The sequence below is a fragment of the Kutzneria chonburiensis genome (genome assembly GCF_028622115.1).
Taxonomy (GTDB): domain Bacteria; phylum Actinomycetota; class Actinomycetes; order Mycobacteriales; family Pseudonocardiaceae; genus Kutzneria; species Kutzneria chonburiensis.
Window position 1 is genome coordinate 220,049 of record NZ_CP097263.1, and the last position, 14,204, is coordinate 234,252.

General features: G+C 69.7%; 16 protein-coding genes. 11 read left to right on the top strand and 5 right to left on the bottom strand.

Going from position 1 to position 14,204, the window contains the following annotated elements:
* Positions 1-73: 73 nt before the first annotated feature.
* The gene (gene pdxS, locus M3Q35_RS01130) at positions 74-973 is read left to right on the top strand and encodes a pyridoxal 5'-phosphate synthase lyase subunit PdxS (protein ID WP_273939680.1); all 900 of its coding nucleotides are present in this window, start codon (positions 74-76) and stop codon (positions 971-973) included.
* A 65-nt stretch (positions 974-1,038) separates the two neighbouring features.
* Here pdxS and M3Q35_RS01135 read toward each other — a convergent pair whose 3' ends face one another.
* Positions 1,039-1,542, bottom strand: a complete 504-nt coding sequence (locus tag M3Q35_RS01135; RefSeq protein WP_273939682.1) for a maltokinase N-terminal cap-like domain-containing protein — start codon at positions 1,540-1,542, stop codon at positions 1,039-1,041.
* Positions 1,539-3,104: an L-lactate permease gene (locus M3Q35_RS01140; protein WP_273939683.1), complete on the bottom strand. Its 1,566-nt coding sequence runs from the start codon at positions 3,102-3,104 to the stop codon at positions 1,539-1,541. The genes M3Q35_RS01135 and M3Q35_RS01140 overlap by 4 nt, the downstream gene beginning before the upstream one ends.
* A gap of 91 nt (positions 3,105-3,195) precedes the next feature.
* Between M3Q35_RS01140 and M3Q35_RS01145 the strand changes: the two genes are divergently transcribed.
* Positions 3,196-3,945, top strand: a complete 750-nt coding sequence (locus tag M3Q35_RS01145) for an enoyl-CoA hydratase/isomerase family protein (protein ID WP_273939684.1) — start codon at positions 3,196-3,198, stop codon at positions 3,943-3,945.
* Between the two features lies 1 nt (position 3,946).
* Here M3Q35_RS01145 and M3Q35_RS01150 read toward each other — a convergent pair whose 3' ends face one another.
* The 3 genes from M3Q35_RS01150 to M3Q35_RS01160 form a co-directional block, all read right to left on the bottom strand.
* The gene (locus tag M3Q35_RS01150; protein ID WP_273939685.1) at positions 3,947-4,591 is read right to left on the bottom strand and encodes a polysaccharide lyase family 7 protein; all 645 of its coding nucleotides are present in this window, start codon (positions 4,589-4,591) and stop codon (positions 3,947-3,949) included.
* Positions 4,592-4,690: 99 nt separating this feature from the next.
* Positions 4,691-6,151: an adenosylhomocysteinase gene (gene ahcY, locus M3Q35_RS01155; RefSeq protein ID WP_273939686.1), complete on the bottom strand. Its 1,461-nt coding sequence runs from the start codon at positions 6,149-6,151 to the stop codon at positions 4,691-4,693.
* Positions 6,152-6,522: 371 nt separating this feature from the next.
* The gene (locus tag M3Q35_RS01160; RefSeq protein ID WP_273939687.1) at positions 6,523-7,080 is read right to left on the bottom strand and encodes a helix-turn-helix domain-containing protein; all 558 of its coding nucleotides are present in this window, start codon (positions 7,078-7,080) and stop codon (positions 6,523-6,525) included.
* Positions 7,081-7,146: 66 nt separating this feature from the next.
* Here M3Q35_RS01160 and M3Q35_RS01165 point away from each other — a divergent pair, with 66 nt between their 5' ends.
* The 9 genes from M3Q35_RS01165 (at position 7,147) to ruvB (ending at position 14,192) form a co-directional block, all read left to right on the top strand.
* On the top strand, positions 7,147-7,833 hold the full coding sequence (locus tag M3Q35_RS01165; protein ID WP_273939688.1) for an AzlC family ABC transporter permease: 687 nt from the start codon (positions 7,147-7,149) through the stop codon (positions 7,831-7,833).
* On the top strand, positions 7,830-8,138 hold the full coding sequence (locus M3Q35_RS01170) for an AzlD domain-containing protein (protein WP_273939689.1): 309 nt from the start codon (positions 7,830-7,832) through the stop codon (positions 8,136-8,138). Before M3Q35_RS01165 ends, M3Q35_RS01170 begins: the two co-directional genes overlap by 4 nt.
* A gap of 239 nt (positions 8,139-8,377) precedes the next feature.
* Entirely contained in the window at positions 8,378-9,733 is a 1,356-nt protein-coding gene (locus M3Q35_RS01175; RefSeq protein ID WP_379793829.1) for an amino acid permease, read from the top strand.
* 42 nt (positions 9,734-9,775) lie between these two features.
* Positions 9,776-10,393 carry a pyridoxal 5'-phosphate synthase glutaminase subunit PdxT gene (gene pdxT, locus M3Q35_RS01180; protein ID WP_273939691.1) on the top strand — a complete coding sequence of 206 codons (618 nt, stop codon included), beginning with the start codon at positions 9,776-9,778 and terminating at the stop codon, positions 10,391-10,393.
* 50 nt (positions 10,394-10,443) lie between these two features.
* The gene (locus M3Q35_RS01185; RefSeq protein ID WP_273939692.1) at positions 10,444-11,196 is read left to right on the top strand and encodes a YebC/PmpR family DNA-binding transcriptional regulator; all 753 of its coding nucleotides are present in this window, start codon (positions 10,444-10,446) and stop codon (positions 11,194-11,196) included.
* A gap of 82 nt (positions 11,197-11,278) precedes the next feature.
* Entirely contained in the window at positions 11,279-11,803 is a 525-nt protein-coding gene (locus tag M3Q35_RS01190) for a DUF4262 domain-containing protein (protein WP_273939693.1), read from the top strand.
* Positions 11,804-11,977: 174 nt separating this feature from the next.
* Positions 11,978-12,550, top strand: a complete 573-nt coding sequence (ruvC, locus tag M3Q35_RS01195) for a crossover junction endodeoxyribonuclease RuvC (RefSeq protein ID WP_273939694.1) — start codon at positions 11,978-11,980, stop codon at positions 12,548-12,550.
* Positions 12,547-13,146 (top strand): Holliday junction branch migration protein RuvA, encoded by a 600-nt coding sequence (ruvA, locus tag M3Q35_RS01200; protein ID WP_273939695.1) that lies wholly within the window; start codon positions 12,547-12,549, stop codon positions 13,144-13,146. Before ruvC ends, ruvA begins: the two co-directional genes overlap by 4 nt.
* Positions 13,143-14,192, top strand: coding sequence for a Holliday junction branch migration DNA helicase RuvB (gene ruvB, locus M3Q35_RS01205; RefSeq protein WP_273939696.1), 1,050 nt, complete (start codon positions 13,143-13,145; stop codon positions 14,190-14,192). The genes ruvA and ruvB overlap by 4 nt, the downstream gene beginning before the upstream one ends.
* Positions 14,193-14,204: the final 12 nt, after the last annotated feature.

Genomic DNA, 14,204 nt, shown 5'->3' on the forward strand with positions numbered 1-14,204 from the left:
CCTCAAACACCAGGCCACGTCCGACCTAGCATGAATGGCGTACCCATCCCGTCATCCTCGAAAGGTCGGCACGGTGAACATCGAGCCCACTCCCGCCACCGGCACCGCGCGGGTCAAGCGCGGCATGGCCGAGATGCTCAAGGGCGGTGTGATCATGGACGTGGTCACCCCCGAGCAGGCCAAGATCGCCGAGGACGCCGGCGCCGTCGCCGTCATGGCGCTGGAGCGCGTGCCGGCCGACATCCGCGTGCAGGGCGGCGTCGCCCGGATGAGCGACCCCGACATGATCGACGGCATCATCGGCGCCGTCTCCATCCCCGTGATGGCCAAGGCTCGCATCGGGCACTTCGTCGAGGCCCAGGTGCTCCAGTCGCTCGGCGTCGACTACATCGACGAGTCCGAGGTGCTCACCCCGGCCGACGAGGCCAACCACATCGACAAGTGGCCCTTCACCGTGCCGTTCGTCTGCGGCGCCACCAACCTGGGCGAGGCCCTGCGCCGCATCGCCGAGGGCGCGGCCATGATCCGCTCCAAGGGCGAGGCCGGCACCGGCAACGTCGTCGAGGCCACCCGGCACATGCGCCAGATCCGCGCCGACATCCGCCGGCTCTCCGTCCTCGACGAGGCCGAGCTGTACGCCGCCGCCAAGGAGCTGCGCGCCCCGTACGAGCTGGTCAAGGAGATCGCCACCACCGGCAAGCTGCCGGTCGTGCTGTTCACCGCCGGCGGCATCGCCACCCCGGCCGACGCCGCCATGATGATGCAGCTCGGCGCCGAGGGCGTCTTCGTCGGCTCCGGCATCTTCAAGTCCGGCGACCCGGCCCAGCGCGCCGCCGCCATCGTCAAGGCCACCACCTTCCACGACGACCCCGACGTCATCGCCAAGGTCTCCCGCGGCCTCGGCGAGGCCATGGTCGGCATCAACGTCTCGGAGCTCCCCGAGTCCCAGAAGCTCGCCACCCGCGGCTGGTAACCCTCAGCAACCCCCGCTTTGGTTGGGAAGGGGCTTTCCCGCACTCCGAGTGCGGGAAAGCCCCTTCACGCCATTCGGCGGCGGATCGTGGCCATGTGGTGGTCACCGGCGGTGACGATGCCGACAATGTCATCGAACTGGGCCGGGTCCGTGAGGATCCGGGCCAGTTCGATGTGCACGTCGTCATCGGCGAAGTCGGCCAGCAGTGTGCCGTGCACCGCGAAGTCTGATCCCCGGCCGGCGGTGGCGTTCTCGCGGACGAGGCGGAGAAGTTCGTTGCGCCACACCGGATCCGTCTCGGCCTGGTAGATCCAGCGGGGGCCGAGCACGCTGTGCTCGGCGGTCACGATCAGCGCCCCGCCGGCCAGCGGCGCACCGCGATAGGTCATCGGGATCTGGTACGTCACGCCGCCGGCCTCGAGAACGTGCGTTTCGATACCGACCTCGCCGGCCGGGTCCTCGAACCGGAAGAACCCGACCGAGGCCGGTGCGCCGCCGCGGAACCAGGGCTGCCGGGTCAGCCAGGCCGGCAGGAACTCGCGGAAGGACGGTGTGAGAGTGGGCTTCACACCACCATCCAACTCAGGACCGGCGTCGACTGCAGGTAAACCAGCAGACACATGATGGCCAGCAGGATGAGGCTCCACAGGAAGACGCGGCGGAACAGGTCGCCCTCGCGGCCGGCCATGCCGACGGCGCCGGCGGCGATGGCCAGGTTCTGGGGGCTGATCATCTTGCCCAGGACACCGCCGGAGGAGTTGGCGGCGGCCATCAGGGTGGGACTGAGGCCGGCGTGCTGGGCGGCGGTCACCTGGAGCGCGCCGAACAGGGAGTTGGACGAGGTGTCGGACCCGGTGACGGCCACGCCGAGCCAACCGAGCACGGGCGACAACAGGGCGAACAGGCCGCCGGCGTTGGCCATCCACGTGCCGAGGGTGGTGGTCTGCCCGCTGGCGTTCATGACGTAGGCCAACGCCAGCACGGCCATCACGGTGACGATGGCGGTGGCCAATTGCCGGTAGGTGCCGCCGTAGGTGCGCAACGCCGCGCCAGGGCGGATGCGGATCACGGGCACGGTGATCAGGCCGGCGATGATCAGCAGGCTGCCGGCGGCGGCCAGCCAGTCGAACTTGAACTGGGGCAGCGTGGACGGCTTGCCGCTGATGGTGTTCAGGTGCAGGCCGGGCCAGTTGAACGTGACGGTGACGCCCGACAGCGCCGCCTTGATCGCCGGGATCTGAGCCAACGCGAAGACGGCGATGATGATCGCGTACGGGGCATAGGCGCGCAGCACCTCGGCCCGGCTGTCGGTACTTTCGGCCCGACTGCGCCGCCGCACGACGATGATCACGGCCAGCGCGCTGAGCAGCGAGGCGACGATGTCCGTCAGCGGCGCACTGAAGAAGTTGGCGGTGGCGTACTGCGCGACGGCGAACACCACGCCGCAGGCCAGCGTCGCCGGCAGGGTCTCCCGCACGCCGCGCCAGCCGTCGATGATGCCCACCAACACCATCGGCACGAACAACGCCAGCACCGGCGTCTGCCGCCCGACCATCGACGCCAGGTCGTGCAGCGGCAGCCCGGTCACCGTGGCCAGGGTGGTGATCGGCACCGCCAGCGCGCCGAACGCCACCGGCGCGGTGTTGGCCACCAACGCTACGGTGGCGGCCTTGAGCGGTTGGAACCCCAGCGCTATGAGCATCACGCTGGTGATCGCGACCGGCGTGCCGAAACCGGCCAGCGCCTCCAGCAGCGCGCCGAAGCTGAAGGCCACGATCACGCCCTGGATCCGCTGGTCGTCGCTGACCCGCTCGAAGGACCGCCGCAGCACGTCGAAATGTCCGGTGTGGACGGTCATGTTGTAGATCCAGATCGCGTTGACCACGATCCACAGGATCGGGAAGAAGCCGAACGCCGCGCCTTCGGTGGCGGCCAGCAGCGCCGGGCCGATCGGCATCGGATAGCCGAGCACCGCGACCAGCAGGCTGGCCAGCAGGGAGATGGCCGCCGCCAGCCAGGCCCGCATCCGGAACACGCCCAGCAGCACGAACAGCACCAGCAGGGGCAGGGCCGCGAGCAGGGCGGACAGGGTCAGTGAGCCGGCGATCGGGGCAAGGACCGGGGTGTACATACGTCACCACCTCGCCGTTGAGGGTGCGCTAGACGCTAGTTCACGGTTGCCTTGGTAGACCAGGGATCCACAGTTGACGGATGGAGATCCGGTGTCGGCGAACGTGACGGTGCACAGCTCGGGCAGCCACGCGGAGGTGGTGCTCGGTTCCGGCGGCAGCGCCAATGCCCTGGGGCACGACGACTGGCGTGCCCTGGAACTGGCCTTTCGAAACCTTTCGGAGGACATCCGCGTAGTGGTCGTGCGGGGGAGTGGCAGCACCTTCAGCGCCGGCTCCGACCTGCGGGAGTGGGTCCACGCCGCGCCGCACGACGTGGACCGGGCCTTCGCCGCGATGGAAGCCGCGTGCACGGCCATCGAGGAATGCCCGACGCCGGTGATCGCCCAGGTCAACGGGGTCGCCGCCGGTGCCGGCTGCCAGCTGGCCCTGGCCTGCGACCTGCGGGTCTTCGCCGACGACGCCCGTATCGGCATGCCCATCGCCCGGCTCGGCATCCTGGTCAGCCCGGCCTTCGCCGCCCGGCTGGCGCTGCTGGCCGGGCACGGCCTGGCCCGTGAACTCCTCTACACCGGGCGGCTGCTGTCCGCCGCCGAAGCCGTCGCTTCAGGCCTGGCCAACCGGCGCGTGCCGGCGTCGGAGCTGTCGGCCGCGACCGCGGAGCTGGCCGCCGCCGTGGCCGCCCAGCCCCGCGCCGCGTTGGTCGCCGCGAAACAGGCCGTCAGCGTCGGGCTGTCCCCGACCCGCGCCGCCGCCGACAGCTTCGCCAGCGGCCCGGCAGTGTCCTATGAGGACTTCCAGCGCGGCGTGACGGCTTTCCTTTCACGGAGCCGTCATCAGTAGGTCACTTCGTCCAGAACGTGATGTTCTTGAAGTGGGCCTCGGACTTGGCCGAGCGGGTGTTGTAGACGCCGTTCTTGAAGTACCAGACCTTGCTGGCCGGGGCGTCGTAGTGGTCGGAAAGCACCTGCTGGCCGTTCACCCACACCCGGAGGTTGCCGTTGGCCGGGTTGAAGTCGGCGTTGAGGTGGAACCACTTGCCCCACAGACCGGTGGCGATCGGTTTGTCGATCACGCTGTTGTACAGGTTGCCGTTGCTGTGCACGTTCAGGTAGATCGCCTCGCCGCCGGTGGAGCCCTTGACCTGCATGATGCAGGCGCCGTCGGTGCCCGAGTCGACCAGGACGTCGGCTGAGAACTGGTGCTCGATCTGTGACCACGTCCGGTGCCAGCGCATCTCGGTGCGCGGACCGGTGGGGGAGCCTTCCTTGAATGCCTTGTCGCCCTGCTGGATCCAGGCGTTGTACACCGGCCCGGCCGAGGTCGAGAAGCGGTCGGACGTCGCGAGGTTGTACGGCTTCTGCACACTGAAGTCGTCGCTGTACTGCTTGAGCCCGGCCGTCGGGTCGGCCTGCGGCGCCGCGAGCGCCGCAGGCCCTCCCGTCACGGCCGCGCCGGCGATCGCCAGCGCGGCAAGGAACTTCCTCATCGCCTCACTCCACTGAAACGTCGTTGCAAACGTTTACGCGGCGGCGGGAGGCGACTGTACCAGCGGGTGCGGCCGTTCGGCTGGAGCCGATCGGCCACATCAGTAGCGGTAGTGCTCCGGCTTGTACGGGCCGGTCACGTCGACGCCGATGTACTCGGCCTGCACCTTGGACAGCTCGGTCAGCCGCACGCCCAGCGCGTCCAGGTGCAGCCGGGCCACCTTCTCGTCAAGGTGCTTGGGCAGCCGGTAGACCTGGCGCTCGTAGTCGCCGGGCTTGGTGAACAGCTCGATCTGCGCGATCACCTGGTTGGAGAACGAGTTCGACATGACGAAGCTGGGGTGGCCGGTGGCGTTGCCCAGGTTCATCAGCCGGCCCTCGGACAGCACGATGACCGCGTGCCCGTCCGGGAACACCCACTCGTGCACCTGCGGCTTGATCTCGACCTTGCGGATGCCGGCGACCTTGGCCAGCCCGGCCATGTCGATCTCGTTGTCGAAGTGGCCGACGTTGCCGACGATGGCGTTGTGCTTCATCCGGGCCATGTGCTCGGTCATGATGATGTCGCGGTTGCCGGTGGTGGTGATGAAGATGTCGCCCTTGTGCACCACGTCGTCCAGGTGCACCACCTCGAGGCCCTCCATCGAGGCCTGGAGCGCGCAGATCGGGTCGACCTCGGTCACCACGACCCGTGCGCCCTGGCCGCGCAGCGCCTCGGCCGCGCCCTTGCCCACGTCGCCGTAGCCGCAGACCACGGCCAGCTTGCCGCCCAACATCACGTCCGTCGCCCGGTTCAGGCCGTCGGCCAGCGAGTGCCGGATGCCGTACTTGTTGTCGAACTTGGACTTCGTCACCGAGTCGTTCACGTTGATCGCCGGGAACAGCAGCTCGCCGTCCGCGGCCAGCCGGTACATCCGGTTCACGCCGGCCGTGGTCTCCTCGGTGACGCCGATCATCTGCTCGGCGACCCGGGTGAACCGCTTCGGGTCACGCGCCATGCTGGCCGCGATCGTCGCCAGCAGGATGCCGTACTCCTCAGGGTCGTTCTCGCCCGGCTGGGGGACCGCACCCGCCTTCTCGAACTCGACTCCCTTGTGCACCAACATGGTCGCGTCGCCGCCGTCGTCGACGATCATGTTCGGCAGCTCGCCGTCGGCGAAGGTGAACAGCTGGTCCGTGCACCACCAGTACTCCGCCAGCGACTCGCCCTTCCAGGCGAACACCGGCGTGCCCTTGGGCTCGTGCACCGTCCCGTCGCGGCCCACCACCACGGCCGCCGCCGCCTCGTCCTGCGTGGAGAAGATGTTGCACGACACCCAGCGCACCTGCGCGCCCAGGTGCACCAGCGTCTCGATCAGCACCGCCGTCTGCACCGTCATGTGCAGCGAGCCCGCGATCCTGGCCCCCGCCAACGGCTTGCTCTCGCCGAACTCCGCCCGCAGCGCCATCAGGCCCGGCATCTCCAGCTCCGCCAGCCGGATCTGGTGCCGCCCCGCCTCGGCCAGCGCCAGATCGGCCACCGCGAAGTCGATCCCGTTGACCTGCCTCAGTTTCCCGCTCATTCCGGTTTCCTCCGCATGCTCAGCAGGGAGGTCGCCCCTTCACGACGAAGGGCGCCTCCCGCTTGGGGAGGCGCCCTTGTGACGTTCACTCGGAGCCGAGCGTGGCGGACCTCCGTCCGCTGCAGCGCCTCTCGACTCCACCGACGAAGTTAGCCACGCCGTGCCGACCCTGTCAACGAACCCCGGCGAGTCCCGCTCTGCGGCACACCGAAACGCGGTTTCCGGCACATTCGAATGTCACATGCGCGTCGTACTTGCCTCCCAGAGGCACATCCGGACCGCATGTGACAACGGAGGAGGGTGGGGAGACGCGTGGCTCAGGTCTGCTTGAAACCGTATTTCGGGGTGTCCCGGAGCGGGACTCGCGGGGATTACACGTGCTCCATCACCATGACGGTGACGCTGTCGGGGAGCAGGGCCTGGTACAGGTGGGGGATGTCGCCGGGGTACGAGAGGTAGTCGCCGGGGCCGAGTTCGACGGGGTCGTCGGCGGGGCCGGCGAGGACGCGGCCGGCGGAGACGACGAGGTGCTCGACGGTGCCGGCGTTGTGGGGCAAGGAGTGGCGGCCGGCGTCGGTGCTCATGGTGGCGAGGTAGATGTCGCGGCGGGCGCCGGGGGGACAGGCGGAGAGCAGGGCGGCGGAGTAGTTGGACTCCTCGGAGTGCAGGTAGTTGCCCTCGCCGAAGCGGACGACGCGGACGGGGGGCCGGGGCGGGTCGACGAGGCGGGAGAAGGGCACGCCGAGGGCGACGCCGAGGGCCCAGAGGGTCTCGACGGAAGGATTGCCGGCGCCGGACTCGAGCTGGGAGAGGGTGCTCTTGGCGATGCCGGCCCGCTTGGCCAGCTCGGACAGGGACAGGCCGACACGGTCGCGCTCCCGGCGTAGCGCGGCGGCGATGACGTCCAGCGGGGCGGTGCTGCGATCCACGTGTTCGTTCCATCGGTCGGGACGTTCGGCTTGACGAACGCCGGGGTGGGGTGTTCAGCTTGCACTATGGTTCGTTCGATCTGGCGAACATTAGACCCGACTGTGGTCCGCAATGTCTCGCCCATCGCCCTGACGGCGTTCGTGACCGGTGCGTCCTTCGGCGCCATCGCGGTGGCGGCGCACATCCCGGTGGCCCTGGTCTGCGCGATGTCGCTGCTGATCTTCGCGGGCGGCTCCCAGTTCATGGTGGTCGGCATCGTCGCGGCCGGCGGCAGCCTGCTCGCGGCGGTGTTCGCCGGCCTGCTGCTCAACGCCCGCCACCTGCCGTTCGGCCTGGCCATCGGGGACGTGCTCGGCCGGCGCCTGGCCACCCGGATCATCGGCAGCCACATTCTGATCGACGAGTCGGTGGCCTTCGCGATGGCGCAAGGCGACCGCCGCAAGGCCAAAGCGGCCTACTGGACCTGCGGTCTGGCCCTGTTCCTCACGTGGAACACCGGCACCCTGCTCGGCGCCCTCATCGGTCAGGTCATCGGCGACCCCAGCCGCTTCGGCATGGACGCGGCGTTCCCGGCGGCGATGTTCGCGCTCATCCTGCCGGCATTGAAGGAGCGCAAGACCCTCACCGTCGCCCTCCTCGGCGCGGCGATCGCCGTTGCCACGACGCCGTTCCTGCCGCCGGGAATTCCGGTCGTGCTGGCGGCATTGGGTGTCGTCGCGGCGCTGCCGACCCGGCAAAAGGTGGCGGCATGAACATCGCGATCGTCCTCGCCCTCGGCCTCGGCACCTATGCCATTCGCTTCGCCGGACCCCAACTCCGCAATCGCATCACCGTGCCGCCGCGCGTGCAAATGCTGCTGTCAATGGCCGCAACGGCGCTTCTTCTTGCCCTTGTCGCGGTCAACGCGTTCGTTCCCGGCGGGAAATTCGGCGGCTGGGCACTGCTCGGCGGCGTCACCGTCGGAGCGCTCGCGGCCTGGCGGAAAGTGCCGTTCGTGCTGGTAGTCATCCTGGCCGCCGGCACAACGGCGGTGCTGCGGCTGATCGGCGTCGCGTAAACGGTGTCGCTCGTCACATCAAGGCTTGCTCAAACGGAATAGAACGCTGCTCCGAACGCTGGCTAGAGTCCCGATCTCATCAGGGGTGTGGTCCGCCTCACCCCGAGGTCGAGTTCTCCAGCACCGGAGCCGGGGGCGGTTTCGGTGCCATTTCGCAGTACCGAAGGGAAACCGTTTCCGTGGATTCTTCCCACGACGGCGAGGGCTACGCTAAGTCCCTCGGCAACCGCCAGGTGCAGATGATCGCGATGGGCGGCGCCATCGGCGTCGGCCTGTTCCTCGGCGCCGGCGGCCGCCTGCACGCCGCCGGCCCCGGCCTGATCCTGTCCTACGCGCTGTGCGGCGCCGCCGCCTTCTTCGTCATGCGCGCGCTGGGCGAGCTGGTGCTGTACCGGCCGACGTCGGGCAGCTTCGTCACCTACGCCCGCGAGTTCATCGGCCCGTGGGCCGGCTTCACCGCGGGCTGGATGTACTGGCTCAACTGGGCCATGACCGGCGTCGCCGAGATCACCGCGGTCGGCATCTACGTGCAGCGCTGGCTGCCGAACCTGCCGACCTGGATCACCGCGCTGATCGCGCTGGTCGCGCTGCTGACCATCAACCTGGTCTCGGTGAAGCTGTTCGGCGAGCTGGAGTTCTGGTTCTCGGTCATCAAGGTGACCGCGATCATCGCCTTCCTGCTGGTCGGCATCTTCCTGGTGGCCTCGTCCACGAACATCGGCGGCCATACGGCCAGCCCGGGCAACCTGGTCGCCGACGGCGGCTTCTTCCCGCACGGCATCGGCGTCGCGCTGATCGCCCTGCAGGCCGTGATCTTCGCGTACTCGGCGATCGAGCTGGTCGGCATCGCCGCCGGCGAGACCAAGGACGCGCACAAGGTCATGCCCAAGGCGATCAACGGCGTGATCTGGCGGATCGCCATCTTCTACGTCGGCTCGGTGACCTTGCTGGCCATGCTGCTGCCCTCGGTCATGTACAAGTCGTCGGAGAGCCCGTTCGTCACGGTGTTCAGCGCGCTCGGCCTGCCCTGGGTCGGCGACCTGATGAACGCCATCGTGCTCACGGCCGCCCTGTCGTCCTGCAACTCGGGCCTGTACTCGACCGGCCGGGTGCTGCGCTCGCTGGCCGACAAGAAGGAGGCCCCGGCCTTCGCCGGCAAGATGAGCAGCCGCCACGTGCCCTACGGCGGCATCCTGTTCACCAGCGTCGTCTACGTCGCCGGTGTCGCGCTCAACCAGTTCAAGGGCGCCACCGCGGCGTTCGACATCGCCACCGCCATCGCCTCCCTCGGCGTGGTCGCCACCTGGGCCACGCTGGTGTTCTGCCAGATGCGGCTGCGGCAGAAGGCGCTGGCCGGCGAGATCGAACGCCCGGCCTACCGGATGCCGGGCGCGCCCTGGACCGGCTGGCTGACGCTGGGCTTCCTGGCGCTGATCGTGGTGATGATGGGCTTCGCCGGCGGCGCCGAGCAGATCGCCTTCTACTCGATCCCGGGCATTGCCGTGGTCATCGCGGTCGGCTGGTGGGCCGTCGGCCGACGGCGGAAAGCCGACGAGTCCGACCCCACCAGCGCGGTCCCGGTCGGCGGTCAATAAGCTGAGGGTCCAGGTACTGCCCGTCCAGGAGGTCGCTCGCCCGTGCCCGCCCAGCCCGTCATCGGTGTGCTCGCCCTGCAGGGCGACGTGCGTGAGCACCTCGTGTCGCTGGCCGAGTGCGACGTGATCGCGCGACCGGTGCGCAGGCCCGAGGAGCTCGCCGAGGTCGACGGCATCGTGCTGCCCGGCGGCGAGTCGACCACCATGAGCCGGCTGCTGGAGACCTTCGAACTGCTCGAGCCGTTGCGCAAGCGGCTGGCCGACGGCCTGCCCGCGTACGGCTCGTGCGCCGGCATGATCCTGCTGGCCGGGACGGTCGTCGACGGCCGTCCCGACCAGCAGCAGCTGGCCGCCGTGGACATGGTGGTCCGGCGCAACGCCTTCGGCCGGCAGGTCGACTCGTTCGAGTCCGAGCTGACGGTGACCGGGGTCGACGGCGGCCCGGTGCACGCGGTGTTCATCCGCGCCCCCTGGGTGGAGTCGGTCGGCGATGGTGTCGAGGTACTCGCCCGGGTGCCCGACATACCGGCTTCCGGCGCCGCCGCCGGTAGGATCGTCGCAGTTCGGCAGGGGTCCGTGCTCGCGACCGCTTTCCATCCCGAGCTCACCGGCGACGAGCGCGTGCACCGCCTGTTCGTGGAGACTGTCCGCGCGGCCTGAGGGCGTGGGAACGGTCGTCGAAGGTCGTCGAGTCTGACGGAGGAAGTTTCATGAGCGGCCACTCCAAGTGGGCGACTACCAAGCACAAGAAGGCCGCGATCGACGCCAAGCGCGGCAAGCTGTTCGCGCGGCTGATCAAGAACATCGAGGTCGCGGCGCGGACCGGGGGCAGTGACCCGGACGGCAACCCCACGCTGTTCGACGCGATCCAGAAGGCCCGCAAGAACTCGGTCCCGCTGGACAACATCGAGCGGGCCCGCAAGCGGGGCGGCGGCGAGGAGGCCGGCGGCGCCGACTGGCAGACGATCATGTACGAGGGCTACGGGCCCAACGGGGTCGCCGTGCTGATCGAGTGCCTGACCGACAACCGCAACCGGGCGGCGTCCGAGGTGCGGACCGCGATGACCCGCAACGGCGGCAACATGGCCGACCCGGGCTCGGTGGCCTACCTGTTCTCCCGCAAGGGCGTCGTGCTCATGCCGAAGAACGAGCTGTCCGAGGACGACGTGCTGATGGCCGTGCTCGACGCGGGTGCCGAGGAGGTCAACGACCTCGGCGAGAGCTTCGAGATCGTGTCCGAGGCCGGCGACATGATCCCGGTGCGCAAGGCGCTGCAGGAGGCCGGCTACGACTACGAGTCGGCCGAGGCCAACTTCCTGCCGTCCATGACGGTGCAGCTGGAGGCCGAGGGCGCGCGCAAGATGTTCAAGCTGATCGACGCGCTCGAGGACTGCGACGACGTGCAGAACGTCTTCGCCAACTTCGATGTCAGCGACGAGGTCATGGCCGAGGTCGACGCCTGAGCTTGACAGATTTCTGTTGCCCGGCAACGAGAGTTGCCGGGCAACACTTTGTCTTGACACGTTTTGTGTGCAGAATGGCCGCGTGCCCGTTAACCCTGCGTTGAACAACCTCTCTCAGTCCGACCGCGATCTGCGGCAGTGGCTGCTCAAGCAGGCGGAGGACCACGGCAACGCGGTGGTCGAGGTGGCCGGCGACGAGCACGGTGCGCCGTACTGCTTCACGGTCGGCGCCTGGCGGCGGTTCGGCGTGGCCGAGGCGGTCGTCATCGGGCTGCCGCTGGAGCTGGGTCGGGTGCTCATCACCGCGTACGTGAACGAGGCGCGCCAAGGCGTTCGGTTCCAGCCGGGGCAGCTGTACGGGCAGTTCTTCAACGGCGTGCCGATCACCGTGGAACGGGTCGCCCGCGGCTACTACCCCGAGTTCTTCGGCAGCGCCTTCCTGTTGTACCCCAACGGTGACTTCCCCGCGGTGCAGCTGATCGTGCCGTCGGAGGGCGGCTACTGGCCGTGGCACCCCCAGGCGCCGCAGGGCTTCGCCCAGTGGCAGCCGGTGCTGACCCCGAGCGGCCGCCCCGAGTCCTGGCGCCCGGGCATCGACGGCGCCTGATTGTCAGGAAGGGCCCCTTCCTGACGTTGAACGTCAGTAAGGGGCCCTTCCTGACGTTCAACGTCAGGAAAGGTCCCTTGGCGTGGGTACTGCGGCGTGTTGCCGTCCGAGCCGATCTTCGGGCCCGGTAGTGTCCCTCCTCGAACGGGTGTTCGGCGATGGAGGCGGGACGAAGTGCGGGTGTTTGGCGTCGACCCTGGACTGACGCGCTGCGGTCTGGGCGTGGTCGACGGCGGCCCGGGGCGCACGGTGCGGCTCGTCGAGGTGGGCGTGGCCCGGACCCCGGCGGAGGACGACCTGGCCAACCGCCTGCTCCAGCTGTCCGAGGTGGTGGAGGACTGGCTGGACCGGCACCGCCCCGGGGTGGTGGCGATCGAGCGGGTGTTCAGCCAGCACAACGTGCGTACGGCGATGGGCACAGCCCAGGCCGGCGGGGTGGTGGCGCTGCTGGCGGCCAAGCGGGGCCTGCCGGTCGCGTTCCATACGCCGAGCGAGGTGAAGGCGGCGGTCACGGGCTCGGGCACGGCGGACAAGGCGCAGGTCACGGCCATGGTGACCCGCCTGCTGGGGCTGACCGTCGCGCCGAAGCCGGCCGACGCCGCCGACGCGCTGGCGCTGGGCATCTGCCACCTGTGGCGGGCCCCGCTGATGGCCCGGCTGGCGCAGGCCGAGGCCCGCGCCGCGGAACTGCAACGTCGACACAAGGCCCGGCTGGCCGAGGCCGCGAACAGGGGAGTCGCCCGGTGATCTCGTCGGTACGTGGACCGGTGCTGTCCATCGCCCTGGACCATGCCGTCATCGAGGTCGGCGGCCTTGGCTACGCCGTGCTGGCCACGCCGACGACGCTGGCGGGCCTGCGCCGCGGCGACGAGGCGATGCTGCACACCGCGCTGATCGTGCGCGAGGATTCGCTGACCCTGTACGGCTTCACCGACCCGGACGCGCGCGGGCTGTTCGGCCTGCTGCTGACGGTGTCGGGCATCGGCCCGAAGATCGCGCTGGCCACGCTGGCCGTGCTGGAGCCGGACAAGCTGCGGGCGGCGCTGGCCGAGGGCAACACCTCGATGCTGACGCAGGTGCCGGGCATCGGCCGCAAGGGCGCGGAGCGCCTGATCATCGAGCTGCGGGACAAGGTCGGCGCGCTGACCAGCGGCACCCCCGGCCCCGAGGTCGCGGCGGACGCCGAGCTGGTGCGCGCGCAGGTCACGGAGGCGTTGCTGGGCCTGGGCTTCGCGGCCAAGCCGGCCGAGCAGGCGGTGGACGCGGTGCTGGCCAAGGACGGCGCCCAGAACACGGCGGCGGTGCTGCGGCAGGCCCTGACCTCGTTGGGGCGCAAGCGATGAGCGACTACGACGAGCACGGCCCGCTGTCCGCGCTGGCGGAGCCGACCGAGCGGGACGTGGAGTCGACGCTGCGGCCGCGGCGGATGACCGAGTTCGTCGGCCAGCCGCGGGTCCGCGAGCAGCTGGAGCTGGTGCTGCGCGGCGCGCAGATGCGCGGCCAGCCGCCGGACCACGTGCTGCTGTCCGGCCCGCCCGGGCTGGGCAAGACCAGCCTTTCCATGATCATCGCCGCCGAGCTGGGCAGCTCCATCCGGATCACCTCGGGCCCGGCGCTCGAGCGGGCCGGCGACCTCGCCGCGATGCTGTCCAACCTGGTCGAGGGCGACGTCCTGTTCATCGACGAGATCCATCGCATCGCGCGCCCGGCCGAAGAGATGCTGTACCTCGCGATGGAGGACTTCCGGGTCGACGTGGTCGTGGGCAAGGGCCCGGGCGCGACCTCGATCCCGTTGGAGATCGCCCCGTTCACGCTGGTCGGCGCGACCACCCGGTCCGGATCGCTGACCGGTCCGCTGCGTGACCGTTTCGGCTTCACCGGTCACATGGAGTTCTACACGCCGGAGGAATTGCAACAAGTTCTGCACCGTTCGGCCTCGATCCTGGGCATGGATCTGCCGGGTGACGGCGCGGCCGAGATCGCGCGGCGGTCCCGCGGCACACCCCGTATCGCCAACCGGCTGCTGCGCCGGGTCCGTGACTACGCCGAGGTGCGGGCCGACGGCGTGATCAGCACCGACGTCGCCCGGGCCGCGCTGGCCGTCTACGACGTGGACGACCTCGGCCTCGACCGGCTGGACCGCGCGGTGCTGAACGCGCTGGTCAGGAGCTTCCACGGGGGTCCGGTGGGGGTGGCGACGCTGGCCGTCGCGGTGGGGGAGGAGCCCACCACCGTGGAGGAGGTCTGCGAGCCGTTCCTGGTCCGCGCCGGCATGCTCGCGCGCACCCCGCGGGGCCGCGTCGCGACGGCCGCCGCGTGGCAGCACATGGGTCTGACGCCGCCGGCCGAGGCGCCGGGCGAGCCCCCAGCCACGGGTTATGGCCGATAAGCGGTGTGGCAG

Excerpts from the sequence above, each read along its gene's own strand:
- M3Q35_RS01140 (WP_273939683.1), bottom strand. The coding sequence starts at position 3,104 with ATGTACACCCCGGTCCTTGCCCCGATCGCCGGCTCACTGACCCTGTCC.
- M3Q35_RS01150 (WP_273939685.1), bottom strand. The coding sequence starts at position 4,591 with ATGAGGAAGTTCCTTGCCGCGCTGGCGATCGCCGGCGCGGCCGTGACG.
- ahcY (WP_273939686.1), bottom strand. The coding sequence starts at position 6,151 with ATGAGCGGGAAACTGAGGCAGGTCAACGGGATCGACTTCGCGGTGGCC.
- M3Q35_RS01165 (WP_273939688.1), top strand. The coding sequence starts at position 7,147 with ATGGTTCGTTCGATCTGGCGAACATTAGACCCGACTGTGGTCCGCAAT.
- M3Q35_RS01170 (WP_273939689.1), top strand. The coding sequence starts at position 7,830 with ATGAACATCGCGATCGTCCTCGCCCTCGGCCTCGGCACCTATGCCATT.
- M3Q35_RS01175 (WP_379793829.1), top strand. The coding sequence starts at position 8,378 with ATGATCGCGATGGGCGGCGCCATCGGCGTCGGCCTGTTCCTCGGCGCC.
- M3Q35_RS01185 (WP_273939692.1), top strand. The coding sequence starts at position 10,444 with ATGAGCGGCCACTCCAAGTGGGCGACTACCAAGCACAAGAAGGCCGCG.
- ruvB (WP_273939696.1), top strand. The coding sequence starts at position 13,143 with ATGAGCGACTACGACGAGCACGGCCCGCTGTCCGCGCTGGCGGAGCCG.